This is a genomic window from Mesorhizobium sp. WSM4832 (assembly GCF_055811115.1).
Genome location: NZ_JBVVQH010000005.1, coordinates 163,553 through 189,816, shown reverse-complemented (window position 1 = coordinate 189,816; position 26,264 = coordinate 163,553). Strand labels below are relative to the sequence as shown.

The window sequence follows — 26,264 nt, the reverse complement described above, 5'->3', positions numbered from 1 at the left end:
GATGCATATTCCCTGGCGCCGTTTTGGCGATCTACTATGTAAAAAAGCACAAAGCAAAAGACACCTTTGCTTAACTTCGGCATGTATACTGCGCATCTGTCAGAATTGTTGTCCGGCGCTCCTGCAGGAATTGAGAATGCGCATGCTGCTTACACGTCGTACGCTGTTTGCAGCCGGAGGCGGAGGGCTGCTGGTCGCACAGGCGGCGATCACGCCAGGGCAGGCGCAGGACGCCCCAAAACCTATCGTGGGCGACAATAAGCTGCGCATCGCAATGCCGGCCTTCGCTTCCGATCCGTTCTTCCCGGCCGACGGATCCGCGGACGGTGGCATCGACATGGACCTGGGGCGCGGCATAGCCGCGGAGCTTGGCGTCGAACCGGTGTTCGACCGGTCCGCGGTAACCTTCGACGCCATGGTGCAACAGCTCACGTCCGGTCAGGCGGATCTGGCGATCGGCAAGCTCAGCCGGACCCTCCAGCGCGGTCGCTCGATCCTCTATTCCCGGCCCTACGCCATGCTGCACCAAGGGTTGCTCGCAAACCGTCTCAACCTGGCGCGCATTACACAGGGCAAGCCGCCGGAACAGGTCGTCCGCGATTTCTCAGGCGATCTCGGCGTGATCGAAGGCTCGTCCTTCGCCACCTATGCGGCCGCCACGTTCCCGCATGCCAAGATCCAGCGCTTCGCGGGCTGGAATACGGTTATCGACGCGATCCGCAGCGGCACGATTGATCTCGCCTATCGCGATGATTTCGAGATCAAGAAGCTGATGGTCGACGATCCGTCGATGACGGTCGTCGCGCGCTCGATTACCCTGACGGACAAGGTCGACACGATCGCGATCGGCATCAGTCCGGACAATCCGCATCTGGCGGCTTTTGTCGACCTCTATCTCGATCTGGCAAGGGGCCAGCAGGTCCTCAACACCGACGAGATCATCGCGCGCTATCGCCAGGGGAGCAAAGCCTGACAATGGCCGTCTCGGATGTAGCCGCACCCATGCTCTTCGATTGGCGCCTGGCGGCGAAGCGCATCCTGCGCTCGCCGGCGACGACGATCATCATGATCCTGGCCGGCATCCTGTGCGGCCTCTATTACCCGGCCTTCGCCCATGCGATCAGCCCCGTCGCGCAGGTCTATCTGAATTTTCTCAAGATGGTCGTCCTGCCCTACCTGGTCTCGTCCGTCATCTTCTCGATCACCACGATGGTCCAGGATCCGAAATCGGTCCGTTATCTCGGCAAGGTGGGCATAGCCGTGCTGGTCGTGTCGTTCGTCGCCGTGCTGGTCAGCGGCACATATTCGCTGATCCTCAAGCCCGGCCAGATCGAGAACCCGCAGTCGCGCATCGAGCTCGGCGAGTTCATCAATTCCCAGGGCAGCGTATCCACCGACCTTGCATTTCCGTTCCAGCCACCGCTGCCGACCGCCGACCCAAACGGCGCGCATTCGATCTTCCTGGACCTGGTGCCGAACAATGTCTTCAACGCGCTTGCCTCGGGCCAGACCATCCAGGTCCTGCTGTTCTGCCTGCTTTTCGGGCTGGCGATGGGCAGGATCCCCCAGCCCTCGTCACTGAGCCTGTCCCAGGCGCTCAACGCGGTCTACAGGGCCTGCACGGTGTTGACCAACTGGTTCATCTGGGGACTGCCCTTCGCAACCTTCATCCTGATCGCGGACCAGACCGCGTCGACCGGCACCAAGCCGTTGATGCTGATGGGCGGCTACCTGCTGGTGATGGGTCTCTCCTGCCTGACATTCCTCGCCGGCGCCTTCGCCATTATCGCGATCAGGTCGCGGCGAAGCTACTGGGCTACGATCAAGACCTGCCAACCGCTGCTGATGGTGGCCATCACCACGCGCTCCTCGGTCGCGTCGCTGCCGTGGGTCATCAACCTGTTGAGCGAGCGGCTGAGGTTTAACCTGGTGGTCGTCGAGCTGCTCGTGCCGTTGCAGGCGGCACTGCTGCGAACAGGGCCGGCGCTGGTCTACACCTCGGGCGTGCTGTTCATCGCCCAGCTCTACGGCCATCCGCTGGCGATCCCTGACCTCCTGCTTGTCGGCATCGTCTCCGCGCTTCTGGCGCTCACCACGGGCGGCATGGGCAGCCTGCTCATCCTGTCCCAGATGTCCATCGTGTGCGGTTACCTGAAGCTTCCCTTCGAGGCGGCGTTCGCCCTGTTCGTGGCGGTGGATGCGGCTGTCGATACGTTCATGACGCTGTCCAGCGTCTGCACCGTCGCCGCCAGCACCGCAATGATCGCGCCCAGCCACAGGGAGGCGACGCAGTCTGATGAAACACTGTCGGAGGAGCTCGAGGCCGAGCCCGCCCGATGATCGACGACGGCATCCGCCCCCAGCTAGGCATCATTGGTGGTCTCGGGCCGCTGGCATCGGCCGACTTCTATTTCAAGCTGACCCGGATGACGGAGGCGCTTCGCGACAACGAGCATGTGCCAGCCGTCATCCTCAGCGTGCCGCAACTGCCCGACAGGACCGAAGCGATCCTGGCCGGTCATGACGGGCCGCTGGCGCCACTGACGGCCGCGGTCTCGACGCTCAACGCGCTCGGCGTTGCCTGCATCGCCATGCCCTGCAACACCGCCCACCATTGGTACGACAAGCTGGCGGCGAACTCGTTAGCCGAGATCATCCATATCGGCGATGCGGTGGTGGCGGAAATCCGCCGCAGCCTGGACCGGGGCGGCGTGGCGAATCTCGCCACCCGGGGCACGCTGGCCTCTGGCTTCTATCAGGACAGGATTTCGGCGGCGGGGTTCGAGCTCTGCGTTCCGGCGGATGCGGAATTCCAGGAGCGCGTCGACAGCGCGATCAACCTCGTCAAGGCCGGTTCGATCGCCGATGCGGCGATCGAGACGGAGCGCGCGCTAGATATCGCGCAAGCAGCCGGCGCCGATGCCGCCCTTCTCGGATGTACCGAACTTTCGGTCGTGGCAGCCAGCCTCGGCGATACGAACGGGCTGGTCGTCATCGACAGCAACGCGGCGCTGGCGCGGGCCAGCCTGCAACGGTTGGGCTATCCTGTGCAGGAAGCGCGAGGCCTGCCGACCGTCTCGTCGCTGCAGGGAGACGGTCGACTGCCCTTGCGAGTCGCCCGGCGGGCTTCGTAGGCGCTCGCGCTTCCGTCGCCCCACCTCGTCGATATCCGCTCTCCCGCGGCTGGCGTGCTCCAAGTGATAAAATCTTTGAGAGAATATTTTCCGCAGTCCCCTCGAGAGGAAAAGCTCTTCTTTGCCCAATGAGGCAGCATTGGTGATGCTGAGACCAAGGCTTCGCATTCCGCCAGGCCGAAATGACTTTCAGGATCGCAAGGAACGCATTATGTCCGAACGCGGCAACGCTTCAAATTCTCTCGTTACGTCGGTCACCAGGCGCGCCGGATTTGCCGCGCTTCTCGCCGCGACATTTGCCGTCATCGGCCTCACCGCTCCATCGCCGTCCTTCGCCGAGGACAAGAAGGCGATCAAGGTCGGCATCATCAGCGGCGAGGATGAGGATGTCTGGCGCGTCGTCACCGCCGAGGCGGCCAAGAAAGGCCTGACGATCGAGACCGTCGTCTTCAACGATTACACCCAGCCCAACGAGGCGCTGGAGCGCGGCGAGATCGACGCCAATGCCTTCCAGCACAAGCCCTATCTCGACAACCAGATCAAGACGCAAGGCTATCACATCGTGCCGGTCGGCTATACCGGCGTCTGGCCGATCGGCCTCTATTCGAAGAAGCATACGAAGGTCGCGGACCTGCCGGAAGGCGCCGTCATCGGCCTGCCGAACGATCCCTCCAACGAAGGCCGCGCGCTGCACGTGCTGGAGCATGAAGGCCTGATCAAGCTGAAGGACGGCACCGGCATCCTGGCGACGACCGCCGACATTGCCGACAACCCGAAGAAGCTCGAGATCAAGGAACTCGACGCCGGCATCGTCGGCCGCTCGGTCGACGATCTCGACGCGGCCGTCGTCAACACCGACTGGGCGCTGAAAAGCGGCCTCGGTCCGGAAAACCGCATCGCGCAGGAGCCGGTGGCCGACAATCCCTACCGCAACTTCATCGCCGTCAAGGCCGGGGCTGAGAACGAGCCCTGGGTGAAGACGCTGGTCGCCGCCTATCAGAACGACACGGTGAAGGCCGAGTTCGACAAGGTCTACAAGGGCACCGGGGTCAGCGCCTATTGATCGGCGCGTGGCTGGCAGAAATGGGCGGTCCGCTGTTGAGCGGGCCGCTGTCGTATTTGCGCGGCACTGAAACGGAAACAGAGATGAACCAGCATGTCGCGGCCGAACTCGCCGATCCGATCCGCATCCAGCCGGCCGGGCCCGATGACGTTGTCCGCCTCGTCGACCTGAAGCGCCGCTTCGGCGCGACGGCGGCGCTCGACGGTGTTTCGCTTACCGTGCGCAAGGGCGAAATCCTCGGCATCATCGGCCGCAGCGGCGCCGGCAAGTCGACGCTGATCCGTTGCCTGAACGGCCTGGAACGGCCGGATTCCGGCGAGGTCCTCATCGAGGGCCGCGAGATCAGCCGGCTGGGCGAACGTGACTTGCAGCCGCTACGCAGGCGCATCGGCATGGTCTTCCAGCACTTCAATCTCTTGTCGGCCAAGATCGTCGAGAACAATGTCGCGCTGCCGCTCAAGATCGAAGGCCTACCGCGCGCCGAACGCCTGGCGCGCGCGGCGGAATTGCTCCAGCTTGTCGGCCTGTCGGAGAAGGCCAAGGCCTATCCGGCGTCGCTGTCGGGCGGGCAGAAGCAGCGCGTCGGCATCGCCCGGGCGCTCGCCGCGCGACCAGCGCTGCTTTTGTCCGACGAGGCGACCTCGGCGCTCGATCCGGAGACGACGCGCTCGATCCTGGCGCTGCTCAAGGACATCAATGCCCGGCTCGGCCTCACCATCCTGCTCATCACGCATGAGATGGAAGTCATCCGTTCCATCGCCGATCGCGTGGCGGTGATCGACGCCGGCCGGATCGTCGAGGAGGGCGCCGTATGGCAGGTTTTTGCCAATCCGAAATCGGAAATCACGCGCAGCCTGCTCGGCGGCATCCGGCCGCAACTGCCGCCCGAGGTCGCCAGCCGGCTGGTCCCGGGCGAAGGCGCGGAAACGATTTTGAGAATCGATGTCGCCGGCGAGGCGGCGCGCCGCCCGCTGCTGTCGGAACTAAGCGCCAGCGTGCCGGGCCCGTTCCGACTTGTGCATGGCGGCATCGACCACGTGCAGCAGCAGCCCGTCGGCACGCTGTTCGTGGCGATCCCGGGATCTGACGCCCTGCATCTGGCCGCGGTTATCGCTTTCCTGAAAGACCACGGCGCGCGGACGGAGGTGCTTGGCCATGTCGGCGGTTCTGTTTGAACTCCTGCTTCGCTCGATCTGGGAGACGGTGCTGATGACCGGCGCGTCCGGCCTCATCTCGCTGGTCTTCGGCTTGCCGCTCGGCCTTGCCTTGGTCGCCACCGATCGCGGCGGCATCGCTGAAAGCCTTTGGGTCAATCGCATACTCGGCGCCATCATCAACGGCTTCCGCTCCGTTCCTTTCATCATCCTGCTGGTCGCGCTCATCCCGGTGACGCGGCTGATCGTCGGTACCTCGATCGGCACCTGGGCGGCGATCGTTCCACTGTCGATCGCAGCGACGCCCTACTATGCCCGCATTGCCGAGGTCTCGCTGCGCGAGGTGGACCACGGGCTGATCGAGGCGGCGCGCGCCATGGGCGGCAATCGCTGGACGATCATCCGCGAGGTGCTGGTGCCGGAGGCGTTGCCGGGCATTGTCGCCGGTTTCACGGTGACGCTGGTGACGCTGGTCGGCGCCTCGGCCATGGCCGGCGCCATCGGCGCCGGCGGGCTCGGCGACCTCGCCATCCGCTACGGCTACCAGCGCTTCGAGACCAGCGTCATGGTCGCCGTGGTCGTCGTGCTGATCGTGCTGGTCTGCGGCATCCAGTGGATCGGCGACCGGCTGGTCGCGCGGCTGGACCATCGCGGATGACTCGCGGCAAGCGGCGGCCGCATCGAACGCAATTTGCCGCAAAAGCCGGGAATTGAGCGGCGGCTTGCTCCGTTTGCAATGAGATTGGTCGGTGCGTTCCTTCACCCGCAATGACGCGCATGTCATCGTGCGGAGGGGTCGCTAAAGCAATTCCAGGAAAAGTGCGCAGCGGTTTTCCGTCCGGAATTGCGAAAAACAAAGAGTTGCCGCCAAGAGGAGCCTGTCAATGCCCAGAATAATCCCGGTGCTCGATCTCGATCGCCTTGAGCAGGGCGCGTCGGAACTGCGGACTTTCTTGTTTGACCTGCGCACCGCTGCCCGCGATGTCGGCTTCTTCTATCTCAGCGGCCACGGCATCACCCAGCCCGAGATCGATGCGGTGCTCGACGCGGCGCGCCGCTTCTTCGCTTTGCCAGAAGCGGATAAGCTCGCCATCGAGATGGTGAAGTCGCCGCAGTTCCGTGGCTATACACGCGCCGGCGGTGAACTGACCAGAGGCAAGGCCGACTGGCGCGAGCAACTCGACATCGGCGTCGAACGCACGACGATTTCGCAAGGGCCAGGCGTGCCGGCCTGGACGCGGCTGCAGGGCCCGAACCAGTGGCCCGCCGCACTTCCCGATCTCAAGCCCGCGTTGCTTGCCTGGCAGGCCAAGGCGACCGACGTGGCGATCCGGCTGCTCAAGGCTTTCGCGCTGTCGCTCGATCAGCCGGAGGACGCCTTCGATCCGATCTATCGCGGCGAGCCGAACCACCGCATGAAGATCGTGCGCTATCCTGGCCGAGACACGACCGGCGACGACCAGGGCGTCGGCGCGCACAAGGATGGCGGCTTCCTCACGCTTCTGCTGCAGGACGAGAACAAGGGCCTGCAGGTTGAATATGACGGCAGCTGGGTCGATGTCGACCCGATTCCGCGAACGCTCGTCGTCAACATCGGCGAATTGCTCGAACTCGCCTCGAACGGCTATCTCAGGGCAACCGTGCACCGCGTCGTCACGCCTCCGGTCGGCGTCGCGCGGATTTCGGTACCCTTCTTCTTCAGTGCCCGCCTCGACGCGACGATCCCGTTGCTCGACCTGCCCGAGGAACTGGCCGCCGAGGCCCGCGGCCCGGCGAGCGACCCTGACAATCCGCTGTTCCGCAATGTCGGAACCAATGTACTGAAAAGCCGGCTGAGGTCGCATCCCGATGTGGCGCGGCGGCACTATGCGGATTTGTTGGAAAAAGCATCGGCAGCAGGATGATAATTGCAATGTCTTGGAGCGAGATTTTCCGCATTTTCGATCTTTTTTGGAATTTCGTTCGTGGAAAATATACCGCCGAAGCCCCAAATAAAGCGTGTCGCCCGGTGTTTTCCTCCCATTGCGCCGGGCGATGTTCCCCTCTGAAGGTTATGACCTTCATTCTTGGCCGGGCCGCTTTCGCGTCCCGGCCTTTTTCTTCCGTGAAACGGTGAAACGCTCTAAGCGAAAGCGATGCGGATCGCACCAAATGGGCCAAAATCCGAGACGATCTGGTCGCCATGCCGGCATTCGACCGGCCGGATGAAGGAGCCCGACAGCACGACCTGTCCGGCTTCGATCCGCATGCCGTATTGATGCAGCCGGTTGGCGAGCCAGACGATGCCCCTGGCCGGATGATCGAGCACGCCGGCGCCAAGTCCCGTCTCCTCAACCTCGCCGTTGCGCGACACGATGGCGCCGATCCAGCGCAGATCCGCCTCGCGCGGGCCGGTCTTGCGTCCGCCGACGACGATGCCGGCATTGGCGGCATTGTCCGAGATCGTGTCGAAGAAGGTCCGTATCCTGCCGGTCTCCTTGTTGACGCGCTCGATGCGGGTGTCGAGAATCTCCAGCGCCGGCGCGATATGGTCGGTGGTGTCGAGCACGTCGTCGATCGACACGTCGGGGCCGGCGAGCGGCGCTTTCATGACGAAGGCGATCTCGGCCTCGATGCGCGGCTGAATGAAACGATCGGCCGGCACCGTGCTGCCATCCTCGAAGAACATGTCGTCGAACAGGATGCCGGAATCCGGGATGTCGATGCTCAGCGCCGATTGCATCGCCTTCGAGGTCAGGCCGATCTTCCATCCCTTGATCGCGAGGCCCGATGCGGCCTTCCGCTTCACAAGTGCGGCCTGCACGCGGTAGGCATCGTCCATGGTCGCGTTGGGAAAATCGAGGCTGAGCAGCCTGATCTGGCGGCGGTCGCGTTCGGCTTCGAACAGCCTGCGGGCGGCGTCCTCGACTTCCATCTCCGTCATCATCGGCCGGTTCCTTCGTCGACGACGCCGTTGCGGAGCAGCCCGATGCCCTCTGCCTCGACCTCGATCACATCGCCCGGCTTCAGCCAGATCGGTGGATCGAACCGCGCGCCGGCGCCGGTCGGTGTTCCAGTGACGATGACGTCGCCCGGCACTAGCGTGGTGAAGGTCGAGATGTAGTTGATGATCTTGCGGAAGGAAAAGATCATGCGGCCGGTGCGATCCTGCTGGCGCACCTCGCCATTGACGCGCGTAGTCAGCGCTATGTCGGCGATCTGTGCCTCGTCGGTGAACGGCACCAGCCAGGGACCGATGGAACCGGTGCGGTCGAAATTCTTGCCCTGGGTGACGTTGAACTTGGCGTGGCGCACCCAGTCGCGGATCGTGCCTTCGTTGCAGAGTGACAACGCAGCGACATGGCCGAGCGCATCGGCTTCCGCGATGCGGCGGCCAGCCTTGCCGATGACGATGACGATTTCGCCCTCATAATCGAGCTGCGGCGATTCCGGCGGCCGCACCAGGGGCGCGCCATGGCCGACGAAGGAGCGCGGAAAGCGGATGAACAGCGACGGGTTCGAGGGCGCTGCCTGCCCGTCCTTGTACTCCTCGTTGCGGTCCGGATAGTTGACGCCGACACAGATGATCTTTTCCGGTGAGGGGACGGGGATCTCGTAGGCAATGTCCTCGATCCGGAAGTCGGCCGCGAGGCTATCGGCCTCCTCTGCAAGTTTGTTGAGCGCCCCTGCCTCGATCGCTTCGCGCAGCGTTGGCCATTCTCCGTGTCGCGCGGAAAGGTCGACGACGCCTTTATCGGTGATCGCGCCGTAGCGCGTCTTGCCGCCGACGGTGAAGTTGGCGAGGCGTCTCGCGCTCATGCTGACATTCCGGTTCTATTGGCCAACCGGAAACGTCGAGTTCTACGGCGCCCCCCTCTGTCCCGCCGGACATCTCCCCCACGAGGGGGGAGATTGGCTGGCCGCGCAGTCGGCGCTTGTCTTGCAACGTTGAAAGTTGGCGAAAGTCGGCGTGACATCTGATCTCCCCCCTTGAGGGGGAGATGTCCGGCAGGACAGAGAGGGGGGTGACGGAACGCGAACATCTCCCAACAGCCCGTCAAGGCGCCACGATCGGCGAGGCCGCCAGATCCGACTTTCGCGGCTCAACACCCGCAAACACGCTGCCTTCTTCGAACCAGCTTCGTGGCGCCGGCGCGCCCCACAGCGTCTGGCGCTGCGGGTCTTTCAGATCCCACTTGATCGGCTCGAGATCGGGGTCGACCGTCTGGTAGTCCGAGCAATAGATCTCGATGCGATGGTTGTCGGGATCGCGGATGTAGAGGAAGAAGGCGTTGGAGATGCCGTGCCGTCCAGGCCCGCGCTCGATGTTGCCGACATAGCCGGTGGTCGCCATCAGGTCGAGCAGGTCGATGATGTTGAGCGGCGTCGGCACCCAGAAGGCGACGTGGTGCAGACGCGGGCCTAGGCCGTTGGTGAGCGCGATGTCGTGCACGCCGCCCTTGCGGTGCATCCAGGCCGCCCAGAGCCTTCCCGTCTCGGCATCCTCGGTATACTCGGTCACACGGAAGCCCAGCGCGTTGTAGAAGTCCACCGATTCATCGACGTTGGGCGAGAAGCAGTTGAAATGGTCGATGCGCAGCGGCTTCACACCTTTGTAAAGTGCGTATTTCTGGTGGATCGGCGCCAGCCGCTCCATCCTGGAATAGAATTCGAGCGGGATGCCGTGCGGGTCTCGGGTGCGGAAGGTGCGCGACTGGTAGGGCCGTTCGACCCATTCCACCGGCAGGCCTTTGCCTTTGAAGAAATGCTCGGCCTTGTCGAGGTCCTCATCTGAAAAAACCTTGAAGCCGAGGTCGCGCGCTTCTGGTGTCGTCGCCTTGCGCAGCACGATGCAGTGGTGGCCGCGCTCTTCCATGGCGCGCAGGTAGATGGCGCCACTGGTCTCGTCGGTCACCTGAAGGCCCAGCGTATCGACATAGAACGCGCGGGATTTCGCCAAATCCGTCACAGCCAGCTCGACATGGCTGAGCCGCACGATGTTGAAGGCGGGGTACAGGTTGGGTTGGGGCAGGGCCATTTGTGTCTCCGCTCAGCCGCCGAGCTTCTGGATCGAATGCGGCGCCGTGGCGAACGCGATGTTCTTGGTTTCCATGTAGAAGTCGAACGACCAGTCGCCGCCGTCGCGGCCGATGCCCGAGCTTTTCACCCCGCCGAACGGCGTCGGCAAATGCCGCACATTCTCTGAGTTCACCCAGATCATGCCGGCGTCGAGCGCGTCGGTGAAGCGCAAGGCGCGGGTGACGTCGGAGGTCCACAGATACCCGGTGAGCCCGTATTGCGTGTCGTTGGCCAGCGCCAGTGCCTCGGCTTCGTCCTTGAACGGAATGGCGGTGAGAACCGGACCGAAAATCTCCTCCTGCGCAATGCGCATCTTGTTGGTGGCGCCGACGAACAGCGTCGGGCTGACATAGCAGCCACCGCCCGGGCCGGCGAACTTGCCGCCGCCGGCGGCAACCACCGCGCCTTCCGATTTGCCGATCTCGATATAGGACAGCACCTTCTCCTCATGCACCGGATGGATCAGCGGGCCGACCACGGTCTCGGGATCGAGCGGATGGCCGATCCTGATGCGCCTGGCTTTCTCCGCCACCAGATCGGTGAACTTGTCGTGCACGGAAGCCTCGACCAGCAGGCGCGACGACGAGGTGCAGCGCTCGCCGTTCAGCGAATAGATCATGAAGACGGCGGCATCGGCCGCGCGCTCCAGATCGGCGTCGGCAAAGACGATCACCGGGTTCTTGCCGCCGAGCTCGAAATGCACGCGCTTCAGCGTTTCAGCGCCCTGGCGCATGATCATCGAGCCGGTGCGGCTTTCGCCGACGAAGCCGATCGCCTTGATATCCGGATGTTCGGTCAGCGCGCGGCCGGCATCCTCGCCAAAGCCGTTGACCAGGTTCCACACGCCCTTGGGCAGGCCCGCTTCCTCGGCGATCTCGACCAGCAACCGGGCGGTCAGCGGCGACAGCTCCGCCGGCTTGTGGACGATGGTGCAGCCGGCGGCGAGCGCCGGCGCTATCTTCCAGGTCGACAGCATGAAGGGCGTGTTCCACGGCGTGATCACGCCGACCGGGCCGATCGGCACACGCGTCGTCATGTTGACCTGGTTCGGCGCCCTCAGCGAGCGGCCGTCGCGGGCTTCCGGCGCGCGGTCGGCGTAGAAACGGAAATTCTCGGCGCCGCGCAGCGCCGCCTTGGCCATGAACTTCAGCGACTGGCCGGTGTCCGTGCATTCGACGAAGGCGATCTCCTCAGCGCGCGCCACGATGGCGTCGGCTATTTTGTGCAGCAGCTTCTTGCGCGCGTCCCCGGAGATCGCGGCCCAGTCCTTGAAGGCGGCCTTCGCCGCCTTGGCGGCGCGGTCGATGTCGACGGCCTTGCCGCGCGCAATGGCTGCTATCGGCTTGAGGTCGACGGGCGAAAGCGTTTCGAAGGTCGAGCCGTCCGCGGAAGGCACCGCTTCGCCGCCGATCTGGTTGAGGACGCCATCCTTCCGGAAGCGTTCGAGATAGGCTTCGGCTTTTCTCAGATTGTCGTCCAGTGCCGCCATGGGTTCTTCCTGTTGATTGCTTGCCGCGCCCCGTTCCTTGCCGCGATGCTCACTTGCCCGCAGGCGCGGATGGATGGCGTTCTTCTTCCAGCTCAGCTCGGCGTCGATTTCGCGGATCTCCAGCGACAGCGCGAAATGCGGCGTGGCGAACAGCGGCGAAAGATGCTCGGTGACCGCCGCGAAGATCGCCTCGCCGGCGCTTTTCTTCTCTTGCGCGCCGCGACCCTTGCCGATGCGGAAATTCATGTCGATGAAGCCGTTCTCAGGCAGCCGGTCCGCGATCGCATAGGCTTCGGCGCGAAAGGCCCGCACCCTCACCGCGCCCGGTTCGAACAGCCCTGTTTCGAGGATGGTGCGTGAGACCAGCGCGCAAAGCTCGGTCATGTCGACCTTCGCGTCGAGATTCGCCGAATATTCGATCGCCATATGCGGCAAGGGTTTCCTCCGCCGGCGTCGCCGGTCTTTTGTAATTAACATGTGAATTACATCTTGACGGCCGAATGTCAAGCGTCGTTCTCTATGCGGATGCAGCTTCCGGGGTGGGATTGCCGCTCTCGGCAAAATCGCGGATATAGCCTTAACATTTGCCGCGAGTCGTACTGGATTGGATTTTTCGGAGACCTGACTTTGCTACCGCCCAGCACCCGCCGCTCCTTGCCCATGGCCCTGCTTCGCGCCCGCGAGGTGATCATGGCGCATTTCCGGCCGATGCTTGCCCGGCACGACATCACCGAGCAGCAGTGGCGCGTGCTGCGCGTTCTCGCCGAAGCCGGGCCGCTGGAGGCAACCGAGCTCGCCAACCGCGCCTCGATCCTGCCGCCGAGCCTCACCCGCATCATCAAGGCGATGGAGGAGCGGGAGTTCATCACCCGCAACAAGGTCAAGGACGACGGACGCCGCGCGCTGCTCGCCATCAGCCCGGCCGGCCTGGCGCTGATCGAGGAGCTTTCGCCCGAGCGCACCGCCATTTACGAGGCGATCGAGAAGCGGTATGGCGCCGAAGAGCATGAGCGTTTGCTCGACATGCTGGAGAGCCTGATCCAGTCGGAGTCGACTGAGAGTTGAGCGCTTTCCCTTCTCCCCTTGTGGGAGAAGGTGGCCGAGCGAAGCTCGGTCGGATGAGGGGTGTTCCAGCTTGGCGACACGTGTGAAATCGTCATCGCCTCGTTCCTTCCAACACCCCTCATCCGTCTCGGCGCTGCGCGCCGATCCACCTTCTCCCACAAGGGGAGAAGCGAAGTCGCGCTCACCCTCCAAAGCTGCCCAGCGCGCTAGGCTGCATGTAGTTTCGCCCGACATAGAGCAGCGCCGCCTCGTCGCTGCCGTGGCGGATGTCGACGACGCGGCCGAACATCACATTATGCGTGCCGACCCTGTTCACCTCGCCGATCTCGCAATCGAAGCTGACGATGGCGTCGAGCAGCGCCGGCATGCCCGATGGCATGGTCTGCCAGCGCGCGGCATTGTAGCGCTCGGCCATGTCGCGGATCGCGCCTGCGAACTTTGCCGCCAGATGCATATGCGATTGGGTCAGCACGTTGACGCAGAAGCGTTGGTTCTCGAGGAACATGCCAGTCTGCGCCGAGCGTTCGTTCATGCACACAAGCAGCGTCGGCGGATCGTCGGAAACGCTGCACATGGCGGTCGCGGTGAAGCCGCCGCGCCCCGCTGGACCATCCGTGGTGACGATGTTGACTGGCGCGCAGACCCGCGCCATGGCTTCGCGGAATTCCAGCCTCGCGACTTGCGTCTCCATCGCCGGCCTCCGTCAGTTGGCCTGGGTCGAAAGTGGCGGCAGCCAGGTGTCTCCGGTCCAGCCCTTTTCGTCGTAGTCGGCCATGCATTGGTCGACGAGCTCCTCCATCTGCTTCAGCCGGCCGCCGCGTTCGGCGCCTTTCAGCACCTGCAGCCGCACCTCTTCCGGCGCGCCGGCATAGTTGAGCTCGTAGAGCGCATGGCGGCCGCCGAATTCGGTGCCGGTCGCGTCCCACAACAGCTTCATGATCTTGATGCGCTCGACATGGCCCATGTCGTTTGAGCCGCGCACATATTGCGCAAGGTACTTGTTGATCTCGGGATTATCGAAATCCTTCGCGGAGGACGGCAAGTAGATCAGCCCGGAGGCGACCACCCGGCGTACCGTGTCGATGACGCGCGGATAGGCTTCCGACATGAAGGTCCGGTAGGCAAGCGCGGCTTCGAGATTGGGCAGCACCGCGCCGTTGGCCCACGGAATGGGATTGTGCGCCATCGCGTTGGAAAAGCTCCAGAACATGTGGCGCAGCGCAATCACCTCGCCGAGTGCCGCCTGGTTGCCGCGGAAGGCGTCGCCGCCGGTTGCGCGCAGCGCCTTGGCGAGCAGCCCGGCGAGGAAGTCCAGTTTCACGGCAAAGCGGGTGCAGCCCTGGAAGCAATAGCCATGCATGAAGCCGGACGCCGGATGGAAGGATAGGATTTTTTGCGCGTCGCGCAGCACAAGAACGTCCTCCCAGGGGATGAAGACGTTGTCGAGCACCAGGATCGCGTCGTTCTCGTCGAAGCGCGACGACAGCGGATAGTCGAAGGGATGGCCGACGGTGTTTGCAGTCTGCTCATAGGAGACGCGGCAGAACATCTTTATGCCGGGCGCATTCATCGGCACGATGAACATCACCGACAACGACGGATCCTCGGTGACCGTCGCGGAGCTCTGCGCCAGGAAATTGTAGTGGGTGAGCGCCGATGACGTCGCCACCACCTTGGCGCCCGACACCCAGATGCCGGCATCGTTCTCCTTGGTGATGTGCACGAACACGTCCTTGACCTGCTCGGCCGGCTTGTGGCGGTCGATCGGCGGATTGACGATGGCATGGTTCATGAACAGGACTGCTTCCTGGGCGCGTTTGTGCCAGGCGCGGGCATTGTCCTTGAATGGGCCGTACCATTCGGCGTTGGCGCCGAGCGTGTTCATCAGCGCCGCCTTGTAGTCGGCGGTGCGGCCCATCCAGCCATAGGTCATGCGCGCCCAGTGCGCGATCGCGCTTTGCTGCGCGGCAAGCTCGGCAGGAGAATGGGCGACGCGAAAATATTTGTGCGTGTAGCCGCCGGACCCCGTGTCTGTGGGCGAGGTCAGCACCGGCTGCTGGTTGGGATCGTGCAGCGCATCGTAAAGGCGCGCCAGCGACCGCGCCGAATTGCGCATCGCCGGATGGCTGGTGACGTCGGCCACCCGCTCGCCATTGATATAGACCTCGCGCCCGTCGCGCAGGCTCGCCAGATATTCGGTGCCGGTGAACGGCCTCGACTTGTCGGCCCGGAAATCTTCCGATCGCATCATGATCCTCCCTTGATGATTGGAGAGTAGCCGGACGCGTCGCAATGGTTTATGGACGAAAGGATAAAACCGCTTGGACTTTTTCCGGAATTCCATGAGCCAGACCGCCATCCCGGAATTCTTTGTCTACGGCGAGCCGGCGCGAGCGCTCGACGTCGGTTTCCTGCATGTTGAGACCGTGCAGGCCCGCGCCTCAGTGCATCGCGGCCAGGTTATGGCGCACAAGCATCCGCAAATGGCGCAGATCACATTCTGGACGAGCGGGCAGGGCATCTACCGGATCGAGGATAGGACATGGAGTTTTTCGGCACCGACCGTGAGCTTCATGCCGAGCGGCGTGGTGCACGGATTCGACATCGAGCCGGGCACCGACGCCATCGTCGTTTCGGTCGCGGACTTGGCGCTTGGGATCATCGCCGAGCACTCAGCCCTGCCGCTCGACCAGCCCGTCTTCGTCACCGGGCGGGGCGAGACGGCGCTTTGGCAGAGACTTGGCGAGACAATTGGAATGATCCAGGCCGAATATGCCGAGGCCCAGGCCGGCGCGGAAAAGATCCTGCCGCCGTTGGTCGCGGTGGCATTGTCGCACATCGCTCGGCTCGACGCGCAATCGCATGCGGTGACGGTGCCGGCGACGGTGGCACTGGGAGGGCGGCTGAAGCGCCTGATCGACCGCCATTTTCGCGACGACTGGCCGGTCGAGCGCTACGCCGAGGAACTCGGCACCACCAGGCACCTGCTCGACAAGGCGGCGCACCAGGCGCTGGGTTCCGGCGTGCGCCAGGCGATCGGCGAAAGGCGCCTGGTCGAGGCCAAGCGCCTGCTGCTGTTCACCATCCGCACGGTCGAGGATATCGCCTACGAAACCGGCTTCAACGATCCAGCTTACTTCTCCCGCTTCTTTCGTGACGCCGTTGGCGTGGCGCCGGCAGCGTGGCGGAAAGAGCGGCTGGCAGTAGGCAGTAGGGCGTAGGGCTTTTCTTTCCTTACCCTATTGCCTACTGCCTAATCCCTATTCCCTTAGGCTGCGGCAGCAGCCATCAACCCCGCATCCAACCCCTCCGCGATCTTCGCGACATCGGCGGCGGTGATGATCAGCGGCGGCGACAGGATGATGGTGTTGCCGGAGACACGCAGCATGACGCCCGTGCCGTAGGCGCCGTCCGCGACGGCCGCCATCGTCTTCTTGTCGGCAGGCTTCTTGGCGGCGCGATCCGAGACCAGTTCGAGTGCCGCCATCAGGCCCTGATAACGCACATCGCCGACCAGCTCGTGCTTTGCCTTCAGCGCCTCCAGCGCCTTGCCGAGCTCGACGCCGCGTGCCGCTGCATTTTCGTTGACGGCAAGCCGCTTGGTCTCGGCGAGCGTCGCAAGCCCGGCCGCGCAGCCGACGGGGTGGCCGGAATAGGTGTAGCCGTGGCCGATCGAGCCGAAGCTCGTCTTGTCGGCCTCGAAGACATCGGCGACCTTGGCGCCGATCAGTGCAGCACCAAGCGGGAAATATCCTGACGTGACCGCCTTGGCGATGGTCATGAAATCCGGCTTCGTGTTGGAGAGCCGTGAGCCCGACCAGGCACCGGTGCGGCCGAAGCCGGTCACCACCTCGTCGGCGATCAAGAGGATGTCGTGGCGGTCGCAGATCGCCCGCACCATCGGCATGAAGCTTTCATGCGGGACGATGACGCCGCCGGCGCCGAGCACAGGCTCCATGATGAAAGCGGCGATCGTGTCGGCGCCCTGGAAGGCGATCTCTTCCTCGATCGCCCGCGCGCAGAGTTTCGCAAGCTTGACCGGATCGGTCTCGTCGAACGGATTGCGATAGGGCATGGGCGCAGGCGTGTGGAAGACGCCGGGCAGCAGCGGCTCGTAGTTGCGGCGGAAATTGGCGTTGCCGTTGACCGAGGCGCCGCCGAAATGCGTGCCGTGATAACCCTTCTTCAGCGCCAGGAATTTCGTGCGGTCGCCCTGGCCGCGGATCTTCCAGTATTGGCGCGCAAGCCTGAGCGCCGTCTCGACCGAGTCCGAGCCGCCCGAGGTGAAGAAGGCGCGCACCATGCCCTCCGGCGCGAACCATTCGGTGAGTTCATAGGCGAGCTCGATCGACGGTCCAGTCGAGGTGCCGCGAAAGCCTGAGTAATAGGGCAGGGCATCGAGCTGTGCGGCCATCGCCTTCTTGATCGGATCGCAGCTGTAGCCGAGGTTGGCGTTCCACAGGCCCCCGACGGCATCGAGCACGGTGCGGCCTTCGGCATCGGTGACCGAGACGCCTTCGCCCTTCATAATGATCTTTGGCGGCGTCGCCCGCATTTCTGCCGGATGCGCCATCGGATGCCAGATCGGCTTGGCGTTGTTTTCGGCGAGGAAGTTGATGTCACGCATCGGGAGGGACTCCGGTTTTCCGATTATGAGAGCGCCAGGCCGAAATGGCCAAGCGCCTCGGCATAGCTTTGCGTCGGTCGGGTGACGTCGAAATGTACGGTGAGCATGCCGGCGGCAATCGCGCCGTCGACATTGCGCTTCTGGTCGTCGACGAAGACGCAGGCTTCGAGCGGCAGCTTCAACGCCTCGCCGACCATCGCATAGGCGCGGCGGTCCGGCTTGAGAACCTTGGTATAGGTCGCGTCGACGACGGTCTCGAACAGCGAAAGCAACGGCAGCCGCTCACGGAAGGACCTGCCGTAGAACAGGTCGAGCTCGTTGGACAGGATGGCGAGCCGCACGCCGGCTTCATGCGCGATACGGATCGCTCGCTCGGCCTCGGGCCGCACCACCGCCTGTGGGTCGGCGCCGCGAGCCCGTTGCACGAAGGTCGACATGTCCTGCCAGTCTTCGCCGGCCAACTGGCCGACTTCGCGCGTGCGCGTCCACCAGTAGTCACGCTCGCTGATTTCGTCGGCCTGCATCGAGCGCCACAGCGCATCGGAGGCCGGGTCGAACGGGCCGCGCCAGTCGAGCGTGCCGGGCTTGAGCCCGAGCGCCTGCTCGGTCAGCGCATGCGTCTCGAACAGCGTGCGGGTGACGACGCCGCCGAAGTCGAGCACCAGCGCCTCTGGCGATTGCCCGCTCATGCGGCCTGCCTGCGGCCCGGCGGAACGATGCCTTCGGCCACCCAGCGATCGAAGATCTCCAGCGCCTTGGCGCTGAAGGCGGCGTCGTTGATGTGACCGGCGATCTCGTGCAGCTCCGCATTGGCAGGCACGCTTGCCCGCATCTCCTCGACAAAGGCGGATAGCGCCTCCGGCTCGTAGAGCGGCTCGCCTTCCTGATCCCATTGCTGGATTCCGCCGGCGGGCAGGATGAAGGCCGTTGGGCCGGTCGCGGCGGCGAGCTTCTCGCCGATGGCGCGGGCGATTTCCCTGCGCGTCGCGCCGTCCGAGGTGACCGAGGCAAGCAGGCGGTTGTGCGCGTGATAGGGCCGTTCGGTGAAGCGGGAAGGGACGGCCTGCCATGTTGGAAAGTCGACCATGTCGATGGCGCCGGGCGCGACGATCTGCGGGATGCCTTGCCGCCCGGCATTCTCCAGCCGGTCGGTGCCAGAATTCACCACCGAGCCGGTGAGCTGGTTGGCAAGCTCCTGCAGGCTGAAATCGAGCACGGCGACGAAACCCTTCTGCGCCGCGATCGCCTCCAGCGCCCGTCCGCCCATGCCGGTCGTGTGGAAGACGATGACCTCATAGCCGCGCTTTTCCAGCTCCGGCTTCAGCGTCACCATGTATTGCAGGCAGCTTTTACCGAGCGAGCTCATGCCGATGCGAGGTCTTGCCTCGTCCGGCTTGACGACTGCCCGCGCGGCCCCAACCACGGCGCCGCTGGCCTGCGACAGCACCGCCTTGCAGGCGCTGTTGAGGCCATAGAGGCCGCCGGCCCACAGGATCATCATTAGGTCGGTGGCGATGCGCTCCGGCGGCAAGAGATGTGAATAGGCGATCGTCGAGACGACGAATTTCGGTACGCCGAGCGGCAGCGCCAGTGCGACATCGAGCGCCAGGTCGGTGCCCATCGAGCCGCCCAGCGCGATGAAGCCCTCGATCTCCCCCTTGTGGTGCAAAGCGCGCGCAAGCCGCGCCGCACCCAGCGCCATCAGCGTCATCGCGGTATTCTCATCGCCGCTGGCGATGATCGCCTCGATCGTCGTGTCGGCGGCTTTAGCCACGGCATGCCGGTCGTGCTCCGGCCTGTAGGGCGGATCGCCAAGCACGCTGACGTCCATCATCACGGCAATGCCGCCGACGGCCTCTATGCGCTCGCGCATGAACAGCAGCTCGTCGGCCTTCGTATCGCCGGTGCCGATAACCAGGATTCGGCGTTTCTCCTCCACGTCAGTCTCCCTGCAGTGATGTTGTTGCTAAGCGCGTTTGCGACCCGGCAAGCCGCCGAAAAGCCGCTCGCTGATGTCGCGCGCCGCCACCGCGACGCCGGCGCCGTGGCACTCGATGTCGCCCGTGTGGACGCGCACCCTGGGCGCAGCGACCGCGATGGTGCCGATGGCGAAGCCGTCAGCGCCGAGGATGGGCGCGGCGACGCTGAGCACGCCTTCCTCATAACCTTGCGAGCCGGTTGAATGGCCGCGCGCGCGGGCGGCGGCGATGTGCTCGGCGAGCGTTTCCGCATCGCCGATGGTGTGGGGCGTGAACGCCGGCAGCGGCCCAGCAAGGATCGCCTCGCGGACGCGCTCTTCGCTGAACGCCAGGAAGGCGATGCCGGAGGCCGTCGCATGCATCGGCAGCACGTCGCCGAGCTGCACGCTGACCCGGTTGGCCTTGGCCGATTCGACGACGTGGACGGTGATCAGGCCCCGCTTTGAATATTCCGAGAGATGCACGGTCTCGCCGGTCGCCGCTGCCAGCGCCTCGACCACCGGCGCAGCGATACGCAGGAGCGGAAACTGCGCTTCACGCATCAGCGCCAGCCGCGCGATGCCGGCGCCCAGGCGGTAGAGCCGCGTGGTTTCGTCCTGCTCCACCAGTCCATGCGCGATCAGGGACACCAGCAGCCGGCGTGTCGTCGCCTTGTCGAAACAGGAGCGCCTGGCGAGATCGGCAAGCGCCGTCTCGGGCGCGCCGCTGCCCAGTATTTCCAGCAGCAAAACGGCTTTGGCCACCGTGCTCATCCCGTCTCCGTTCCTCCGTCAGATACTTAACGTGCGAATTAACTTGACAGCAAGTCGATTCCTTTGCAAGTCTAATATCGAAATGCCGTTGCAAATAATGAAATGCACACTGGCCCTCTCAGAAGGCCCTCGGCATCTCAGGGACACTTGGTTTCCGCAGCGCGGAATGGAGGGAAAAATGACGACAGTTGAAGCCGGTGTAGTGAACCGGCTGAGGAAGAACAGCCTTGGCGTCGGCGCCATCACCTTCATGGTGATCTCGGCCGCCGCACCGCTCACGGCCGTTGCCGGCGGCACGCCGCTCGGCATGCTGATGGGTAACGGCGCCGGCTTTGCCGGCACCTATCTGATCGTGACGCTTCTGCTGCTCCTGTTCGCGGTTGGCTATGTCGCCATGTCGCGCCACATCGGCAATGCCGGCGCCTTCTACGCCTATGCCGCGCGCGGCCTCGGCGGCTTTGCCGGCGGCGCCGTCGCGCTGATCGCGATCCTCTCCTACAACGCCATGCAGATCGGCGTCATGGGCCTGCTGGGCGCGGCCACTTCCGGCCTGTTTGCCGGCTGGGGCATCAATCTGCCCTGGTGGGTGTGGAGCTTCATCGCCATCGCCATAGTCGCCGTGCTCGGCTACCGCCAGGTCGACCTGTCGGCCAAGATCCTGACGGTGCTGGTGCTTGCCGAATATATCGTCGTGCTGATCCTCGACCTCACCATCCTCAAGACCGGTGGAGACAGCGGTCTGTCGGCCGCACCCTTCAGTTGGAGCCAGATCGCCAGCGGCGCCCCGGCAATCGCCATCCTGTTCTGCTTCGCCGCCTTCATCGGCTTCGAGGCGACGACGATCTATGCCGAGGAGGCGCGCGACCCCAAGGTGACCATTCCGCGCGCGACCTATTTCTCCGTCATCCTGATCGGCCTGTTCTACATGGCCACCGCCTGGCTGATGGCGGTCGGCGCCGGCGTCGATAAGCTCCTGCCATCGCTGCAGGCTTTGCAGGACCCGACCACCTTCCTGTTCGGCCTCTCCGACCGCTACGCCGGAACGCTGCTCACGCACGCCATGAGCATCCTCTTTGTCTCGAGCCTGTTCGCCGGGGTGCTGGCGTTCCACAACGCGGTCGCCCGCTACATCTATGTCTCCGGCCGCGAGAAGCTTCTGCCGCAGTCGATCGGCGTGACGCATTCGGCGCATCAAAGCCCGCATGTCGCCTCGGTGATCCAGACCGTGCTTGCGGTGGTCGTCGTCGGGCTCTTCGCAGTGCTCGGCCTCGACCCCGTGCTGGCGCTGTTTTCCTGGCTCACCAACGTCGCCACGCTCGGCGTCATCGTGATGATGGCGGTGGCCTCGCTCGCCGTGGTGATGTACTTCCGCGCCAATCCATCCGCCCAGGAGAACGCGCTGAAGACCGTCATCCTGCCGGGGCTGACCTTCATCGCCTTCGTCGTCATCATCTACCTGATCGTCATCAATTTCGGCAGCCTGTCGGGTGCGGGCGGCTTCCTCGGTGTGTTCCTGCCGGCGCTGGTGCTGATCGCGGCCGTGGTCGGACTGCTGCTGGCGAGCGGGTTGAAGAGCCGGGATCCGGTCGCCTTCCAAAATCTCGGTCTGCCGCTGAAGGATTGATGGACAGAAGGGGCGGCGGCGACGCCGCCCCGTGCCAACCAACGGGAGCAGCGGCATGAGCTTTGCCGATGATATCACGGTCGAGGCGCTGGAGGCCGATCCCTATCCGATCTACGCTGAGTTGCGGCGCAGCGCCCCGGTCGCCTTCTTGCCGGCGGTCAACCTCTGGTTCGTCACCCGCTGGAAGGACGTCGAGAGCGTCGCCAAGTCGCCCGAGATATTCTCGGCGGTTGTCGGCACTTCGCCGGTCGAACGCTCCTTCGGCAAGCCGACCATCCTGACCACCGACGGTGAAACACATAAGCAGCTGCGCCAGGGCGTCGACCCGAAATACCGGCCGCGCACAGTTGCATCCTATGCAAGCGGGCTCGTGCGGTCGATCGCCAAGCCTTATCTCGACAAGATCGCCGGGCAGGGCTCGGCGGAACTGATGGCCGACTATTTCGAGCCGGTGTCGACGCTAAGCCTGGCACGGTCGCTCGGCCTTGCCAATATCGACATGCCGACCTTGCGGCGATGGTTCTATGGCCTTGCCCAGGGCGCCATCAATTTCGAGAACGACCCCAAGCGGCAGGAGATCGCCGACGCGATCAGCGCCGAGGTCGGCGCCGCCGTCCGGCCGACGCTGGAACGGCTCACCCGCGAACCGGACGACTCGGCGCTGTCGCATATGCTGCATGACGGCATGCCGGAAGGCGCGACCCGCCCGATCGACTTCCTGATGCCGACCATCAAGGTCATCCTGCTTGGTGGCATGCAGGAACCGGGACACGGCGCTGGCTCCATCCTCGTCGGCCTGCTGAAGAATCCAAAACAGTTGCGCCGGGTGCTGGACGATCCGGAAACCTTCGTGCCGAAGGCCGTTGACGAGGGCCTGCGCTGGGTGGCGCCGATCGGCACGCAAACGCGCGAGACGACCCGCTCCGTGGAGATCGGCGGAGCGACGATTCCGGCCGGCGCTCCGGTCGCGGCGCTCGTCTCCTCGGCCAGCCGCGACGAAAGCCGCTTCACCGATCCGGACAGGTTCGATATCCACCGCGACGAGGGCAACCACGCCGCCTTCGGCTTCGGCCATCACTTCTGTTCGGGCCGCTTCTTCGCGCGCGAGCAGATGTGCCTTGCGGTACGATTGCTGCTGGAGCGTTTTCCCGACCTGCGGCTGGTGCCGGGCAGGGAGCCGGTCTTCCGCGGCTGGGAGTTCCGCGCGCCGGCGACACTTCATATAGCCTTTGGAGCAGACTGATAATGATCAACCAGGAGACCATCGACACGCTGCGCAAGGCCGAGGTCGGCGCGCGGCGCCTGTTCATCGATGGCGCCCATGCGGATGCCGAAAGCGGCGCAAGCCTGCAGGTGATCTCTCCGATCGACGGCCGTCCCTTCGCCAGCATCGCCGACGGCGGCGCCGTCGATGTCGATCGCGCGGTGGCCTCGGCGCGCAAGGCGTTCGCCAAGGGCTCCTGGTCGCGCGCCGCGCCCGCCTTCCGCAAGAAGGTGCTGCTGAAATTCGCCGAGCTGGTGGAAAAGCACGCGCTGGAGCTTGCGGTGCTCGGCGTGCGCGACAACGGCACAGAAATCGGCATGGCCTACAAGGCCGAGCCGCTCTCTGCAGCCGGCACCATCCGCTACTACGCCGAGGCGATAGACAAGGTCTATGGCGAGATCGCGCCGACGGCCGACAATGTGCTCGGGCTGATCCACAAGGAGCCGCTCGGCGTCGTCGGCGTGATCGTGCCGTGGAATTTCCCGCTGATGATCGGCGCCTGGAAGATCGCGCCGGCTTTGGCCGCCGGCAACGCGATTGTCGTCAAGCCGCCGGAGATTGCCTCGCTGACATTGCTGCGTCTGGCGGAGCTTGCTGTCGAGGCCGGGCTGCCGGGGGGCGTCTTCAACGTGGTCACCGGCCGCGGTTCCGTCGCTGGCGAGGCGCTCGGCCTGCACATGGATGTCGATGCCATCGCCTTTACCGGCTCGGGTCCGGTCGGCCGCCGCCTGCTCGAATATGCCGCGCGTTCCAATCTCAAGCGTGTCTTCCTCGAGCTTGGCGGCAAGTCGCCCAACATCGTCTTTGCCGATGCGCCGGACCTGAAGCAGGCGGCGGTCGTCTCGGCCAACGGCATCTTCCGCAATTCCGGTCAGGTCTGCGTCGCCGGCTCGCGGCTGCTGGTCCAGGCCTCGGTCTATGACCGCTTCATGGACGAGCTTCTGAAAGCAACCACGAAGCTGAAGGTCGGCGATCCGCTCGACCTCTCAAGCGACGTCGGCGCGGTGTCGAGCGCCGAGCAGCTGACCAAGAATCTCGGCTTTGTCGCCAAAGCCTCGGAGGAGGGCGCCCGCCTGGTCACCGGCGGTGAGCGGATCCTGACGGAGACAGGCGGCAGCTACATGGCGCCGACGATCTTCGAGAATGTGACCGAGAAAATGCAGCTAGCCCGCGAGGAGGTGTTCGGGCCGGTGCTCGGTGTCATGCGTTTCGAGACCGAGGAAGAGGCCGTTCGCCTTGCCAATGCGACCGTCTATGGTCTTGCGTCGGCGGTGTGGACATCGAACCTGTCGACAGCGCATCGCATGGTGCGCGCCATCAACGCCGGTGTCGTCCACGTCAACACCTATGGCGGCGCCGACATCACGGTGCCGCTCGGCGGTTTCAAGCAGTCCGGCTTCGGCCGCGACAAGTCGCTCCACGCCATCGAGAAATACACCGACCTCAAGACGGCATGGATTTCGCTGGGCTAACCCAGGATGAAGTCCGCGCAGCGGTCGCCGATCATGATTGCCGGCGCGTTGGTGTTGCCGCTGGTGAGCCGCGGCATGATCGAGGCATCGGCGATGCGCAGGCGCGGCACGCCGCGCACGCGAAGCTGCGGATCGACCACCGCATCGTCGTCCGTTCCCATCCGGCAGGTGCCGCACGGGTGGTAGACGGTCTTGGCGTGGCGGATGATGTGAGAGGTAATTGCCTCGTCGCCGAGGTCATCCGCCTTGCCGGGCGCAAGCTCCTCGGCAACGACCTCGCGCAGCGCCGGCTGGCGCAGGATCGCGCGGGCGACCTTCATCCCCGCCAGCAACAGCGCGAGATCCTCGGCGTGCGACAGGAAACCCGTGGTGAAGCGGATCGGGTCGCGTGCGTTGGCGGAGCGTAGCCATACCGAGCCGCGCGACTTGGGCCGCAGCACGCACGGATTCAGCTCCATCCCGTGGCGCTCGACCGAGCCGTGCTCGGCGTTCTCGATCATCACCGGCAGCACATGGAATTGCACATCGGGCCGGCCGTCGCCATCGGTGTCGAAGAAGCCGCCGCTCTCTACGACGTTGGAGGTCAGCAAGCCGCGACGGAACAAGAGATATTCGATGCCGTGCCGCAGCGCCTTAAAGCCGCGGTCCTCGCCGAGCAGCGAGACCGGCTTGCGGGTCAGCGCGTAGAGGGGGGCTGCGACATGATCCTGCAGATCCTGACCGACCGCCGGCATGTCGCGGATGACGGGAATGCCCATCTCCGCCAGATGCGCGGCCGGGCCGAGGCCGGACAGCATCATCAGCTTTGGCGTCGCCAGCGCACCGGCGGCAAGGATCACCTCCGCTCTCACCGAAACCGTATGGGTCTGGCCGTCGGGCGTCATGTAGGACAGTCCGCTCGCGGCGCCGTTCTCCAGCGTCAGTCCGGTCACCAGCGCGTCGGTGACGACCTTGAGATTGGCGTCGCCGGCGAGCGGTCGCAAAAACACCTTGGCCGCCGACTGACGCTCGCCGTTGGCCGTCGTCGTCTGGTAAAAGCCGACGCCCTCCTGCCGCTCGCCGTTGAAATCGTCATTGAAACGGTAGCCGGCCTGCTGCGCCGCGTGCACATAGGCGAGCGACAGCGGATGTCTGTAGCGCGGGTCGGAGACCGGCAGCGGACCTTCGGTGCCGTGCCGTTCGCCGGCCAGGCGCTCGTTGCGCTCTAGCCGCCTGTAGACGGGAAGCACGTCGTCCCAGCCCCAGCCTGGACAGCCGAGATCGCGCCAGCCGTCATAGTCTTCCGGTTGACCGCGGATGTAGAGCATGGCGTTGATCGAGGAGCCGCCGCCGAGCGTGCGCCCCTGCGGGATAGGCAGCGAGCGGCCGCCGACGCTGGGCTCCGGCTCCGACTGGTAGATCCAGCTGCGCGCCGTGCCGATGACCTTGGCGAAGGTGGCGGGCATGTCGATGAAGCGCGTGTTGTCGGCCGGTCCCGCTTCGACGACCAGCACGCGCTTGCCGGCCGCGACCAGCCGGCTGGCCACCGTGCAGCCGGCCGATCCGGCGCCGGCGACGATATAGTCGTAGACCTCCGTCATCTG

At 64.7% G+C, this 26,264-nt stretch carries 23 protein-coding genes and 1 pseudogene; 12 read left to right on the top strand and 12 right to left on the bottom strand.

Annotation, left to right across the window (positions count from 1 at the left end):
* The first annotated feature begins 142 nt into the window (after positions 1 to 142).
* The 7 genes from AC0L2L_RS09475 (at position 143) to AC0L2L_RS09445 (ending at position 7,255) form a co-directional block, all read left to right on the top strand.
* Positions 143 to 973 (top strand): substrate-binding periplasmic protein, encoded by an 831-nt coding sequence (locus AC0L2L_RS09475; protein ID WP_473577784.1) that lies wholly within the window; start codon positions 143 to 145, stop codon positions 971 to 973.
* A gap of 2 nt (positions 974 to 975) precedes the next feature.
* Positions 976 to 2,340: a dicarboxylate/amino acid:cation symporter gene (locus AC0L2L_RS09470; RefSeq protein ID WP_473577782.1), complete on the top strand. Its 1,365-nt coding sequence runs from the start codon at positions 976 to 978 to the stop codon at positions 2,338 to 2,340.
* Positions 2,337 to 3,134, top strand: coding sequence for a cysteate racemase (cuyB, locus tag AC0L2L_RS09465; protein ID WP_473577780.1), 798 nt, complete (start codon positions 2,337 to 2,339; stop codon positions 3,132 to 3,134). The genes AC0L2L_RS09470 and cuyB overlap by 4 nt, the downstream gene beginning before the upstream one ends.
* A gap of 211 nt (positions 3,135 to 3,345) precedes the next feature.
* Positions 3,346 to 4,197 (top strand): MetQ/NlpA family lipoprotein, encoded by an 852-nt coding sequence (locus AC0L2L_RS09460; RefSeq protein ID WP_473577778.1) that lies wholly within the window; start codon positions 3,346 to 3,348, stop codon positions 4,195 to 4,197.
* 83 nt (positions 4,198 to 4,280) lie between these two features.
* Positions 4,281 to 5,372, top strand: coding sequence for a methionine ABC transporter ATP-binding protein (locus tag AC0L2L_RS09455; RefSeq protein ID WP_473577776.1), 1,092 nt, complete (start codon positions 4,281 to 4,283; stop codon positions 5,370 to 5,372).
* The gene (locus tag AC0L2L_RS09450) at positions 5,353 to 6,009 is read left to right on the top strand and encodes a methionine ABC transporter permease (protein WP_473577774.1); all 657 of its coding nucleotides are present in this window, start codon (positions 5,353 to 5,355) and stop codon (positions 6,007 to 6,009) included. Before AC0L2L_RS09455 ends, AC0L2L_RS09450 begins: the two co-directional genes overlap by 20 nt.
* Positions 6,010 to 6,235: 226 nt before the next feature.
* Positions 6,236 to 7,255, top strand: coding sequence for an isopenicillin N synthase family dioxygenase (locus AC0L2L_RS09445; RefSeq protein ID WP_473577772.1), 1,020 nt, complete (start codon positions 6,236 to 6,238; stop codon positions 7,253 to 7,255).
* Positions 7,256 to 7,473: 218 nt separating this feature from the next.
* Here AC0L2L_RS09445 and hpaH read toward each other — a convergent pair whose 3' ends face one another.
* From hpaH to AC0L2L_RS09420, 5 genes and pseudogenes are all read right to left on the bottom strand, one after another.
* Positions 7,474 to 8,277, bottom strand: a complete 804-nt coding sequence (gene hpaH, locus AC0L2L_RS09440; RefSeq protein WP_473577771.1) for a 2-oxo-hept-4-ene-1,7-dioate hydratase — start codon at positions 8,275 to 8,277, stop codon at positions 7,474 to 7,476.
* Positions 8,274 to 9,149 carry a fumarylacetoacetate hydrolase family protein gene (locus tag AC0L2L_RS09435; protein WP_473577769.1) on the bottom strand — a complete coding sequence of 292 codons (876 nt, stop codon included), beginning with the start codon at positions 9,147 to 9,149 and terminating at the stop codon, positions 8,274 to 8,276. The genes hpaH and AC0L2L_RS09435 overlap by 4 nt, the downstream gene beginning before the upstream one ends.
* A gap of 238 nt (positions 9,150 to 9,387) precedes the next feature.
* On the bottom strand, positions 9,388 to 10,368 hold the full coding sequence (hpaD, locus tag AC0L2L_RS09430; protein WP_473577767.1) for a 3,4-dihydroxyphenylacetate 2,3-dioxygenase: 981 nt from the start codon (positions 10,366 to 10,368) through the stop codon (positions 9,388 to 9,390).
* Between the two features lie 12 nt (positions 10,369 to 10,380).
* The gene (hpaE, locus tag AC0L2L_RS09425) at positions 10,381 to 11,898 is read right to left on the bottom strand and encodes a 5-carboxymethyl-2-hydroxymuconate semialdehyde dehydrogenase (RefSeq protein ID WP_473577981.1); all 1,518 of its coding nucleotides are present in this window, start codon (positions 11,896 to 11,898) and stop codon (positions 10,381 to 10,383) included.
* 72 nt (positions 11,899 to 11,970) lie between these two features.
* Positions 11,971 to 12,324, bottom strand: a pseudogene (locus AC0L2L_RS09420) (5-carboxymethyl-2-hydroxymuconate isomerase); the annotation flags it as partial.
* A 234-nt stretch (positions 12,325 to 12,558) separates the two neighbouring features.
* Here AC0L2L_RS09420 and hpaR point away from each other — a divergent pair.
* On the top strand, positions 12,559 to 12,963 hold the full coding sequence (gene hpaR / locus AC0L2L_RS09415) for a homoprotocatechuate degradation operon regulator HpaR (protein WP_473577765.1): 405 nt from the start codon (positions 12,559 to 12,561) through the stop codon (positions 12,961 to 12,963).
* 181 nt (positions 12,964 to 13,144) lie between these two features.
* Here the strand turns inward: hpaR and AC0L2L_RS09410 are convergent, their stop codons facing one another.
* Both AC0L2L_RS09410 and AC0L2L_RS09405 read right to left on the bottom strand, forming a co-directional pair.
* A complete protein-coding gene (locus AC0L2L_RS09410) occupies positions 13,145 to 13,654 on the bottom strand; it encodes a flavin reductase (protein WP_473577764.1) in 510 nt (169 codons plus the stop codon).
* Between the two features lie 12 nt (positions 13,655 to 13,666).
* A complete protein-coding gene (locus AC0L2L_RS09405; RefSeq protein ID WP_473577979.1) occupies positions 13,667 to 15,211 on the bottom strand; it encodes a 4-hydroxyphenylacetate 3-hydroxylase N-terminal domain-containing protein in 1,545 nt (514 codons plus the stop codon).
* A gap of 94 nt (positions 15,212 to 15,305) precedes the next feature.
* On the opposite strand from AC0L2L_RS09405, the gene AC0L2L_RS09400 reads away from it, so the two are divergent.
* Positions 15,306 to 16,184: a helix-turn-helix domain-containing protein gene (locus AC0L2L_RS09400; RefSeq protein ID WP_473577762.1), complete on the top strand. Its 879-nt coding sequence runs from the start codon at positions 15,306 to 15,308 to the stop codon at positions 16,182 to 16,184.
* Positions 16,185 to 16,231: 47 nt separating this feature from the next.
* On the opposite strand, the gene AC0L2L_RS09395 is transcribed toward AC0L2L_RS09400, so the two are convergent.
* The 4 genes from AC0L2L_RS09395 to AC0L2L_RS09380 are packed head-to-tail and all read right to left on the bottom strand — an operon-like array spanning position 16,232 to position 20,321.
* Positions 16,232 to 17,590 carry an aminotransferase class III-fold pyridoxal phosphate-dependent enzyme gene (locus tag AC0L2L_RS09395; protein ID WP_473577760.1) on the bottom strand — a complete coding sequence of 453 codons (1,359 nt, stop codon included), beginning with the start codon at positions 17,588 to 17,590 and terminating at the stop codon, positions 16,232 to 16,234.
* Between the two features lie 23 nt (positions 17,591 to 17,613).
* A complete protein-coding gene (locus tag AC0L2L_RS09390) occupies positions 17,614 to 18,279 on the bottom strand; it encodes an HAD family hydrolase (RefSeq protein ID WP_473577758.1) in 666 nt (221 codons plus the stop codon).
* Positions 18,276 to 19,529 carry a Tm-1-like ATP-binding domain-containing protein gene (locus AC0L2L_RS09385; protein ID WP_473577757.1) on the bottom strand — a complete coding sequence of 418 codons (1,254 nt, stop codon included), beginning with the start codon at positions 19,527 to 19,529 and terminating at the stop codon, positions 18,276 to 18,278. The genes AC0L2L_RS09390 and AC0L2L_RS09385 overlap by 4 nt, the downstream gene beginning before the upstream one ends.
* 27 nt (positions 19,530 to 19,556) lie before the next feature.
* A complete protein-coding gene (locus tag AC0L2L_RS09380) occupies positions 19,557 to 20,321 on the bottom strand; it encodes an IclR family transcriptional regulator (protein WP_473577755.1) in 765 nt (254 codons plus the stop codon).
* Positions 20,322 to 20,499: 178 nt separating this feature from the next.
* Between AC0L2L_RS09380 and AC0L2L_RS09375 the strand changes: the two genes are divergently transcribed.
* The 3 genes from AC0L2L_RS09375 to AC0L2L_RS09365 are packed head-to-tail and all read left to right on the top strand — an operon-like array spanning position 20,500 to position 24,681.
* Complete coding sequence (locus tag AC0L2L_RS09375; RefSeq protein WP_473577753.1) at positions 20,500 to 21,945, top strand: APC family permease; 1,446 nt, start codon at positions 20,500 to 20,502, stop codon at positions 21,943 to 21,945.
* Positions 21,946 to 22,000: 55 nt separating this feature from the next.
* Positions 22,001 to 23,188 (top strand): cytochrome P450, encoded by a 1,188-nt coding sequence (locus AC0L2L_RS09370; RefSeq protein WP_473577751.1) that lies wholly within the window; start codon positions 22,001 to 22,003, stop codon positions 23,186 to 23,188.
* A 2-nt stretch (positions 23,189 to 23,190) separates the two neighbouring features.
* Positions 23,191 to 24,681 carry an aldehyde dehydrogenase gene (locus AC0L2L_RS09365; protein ID WP_473577749.1) on the top strand — a complete coding sequence of 497 codons (1,491 nt, stop codon included), beginning with the start codon at positions 23,191 to 23,193 and terminating at the stop codon, positions 24,679 to 24,681.
* Here the strand turns inward: AC0L2L_RS09365 and AC0L2L_RS09360 are convergent.
* On the bottom strand, positions 24,678 to 26,261 hold the full coding sequence (locus tag AC0L2L_RS09360) for a GMC family oxidoreductase (protein ID WP_473577748.1): 1,584 nt from the start codon (positions 26,259 to 26,261) through the stop codon (positions 24,678 to 24,680). The genes AC0L2L_RS09365 and AC0L2L_RS09360 overlap by 4 nt on opposite strands.
* Positions 26,262 to 26,264 lie beyond the last annotated feature (3 nt).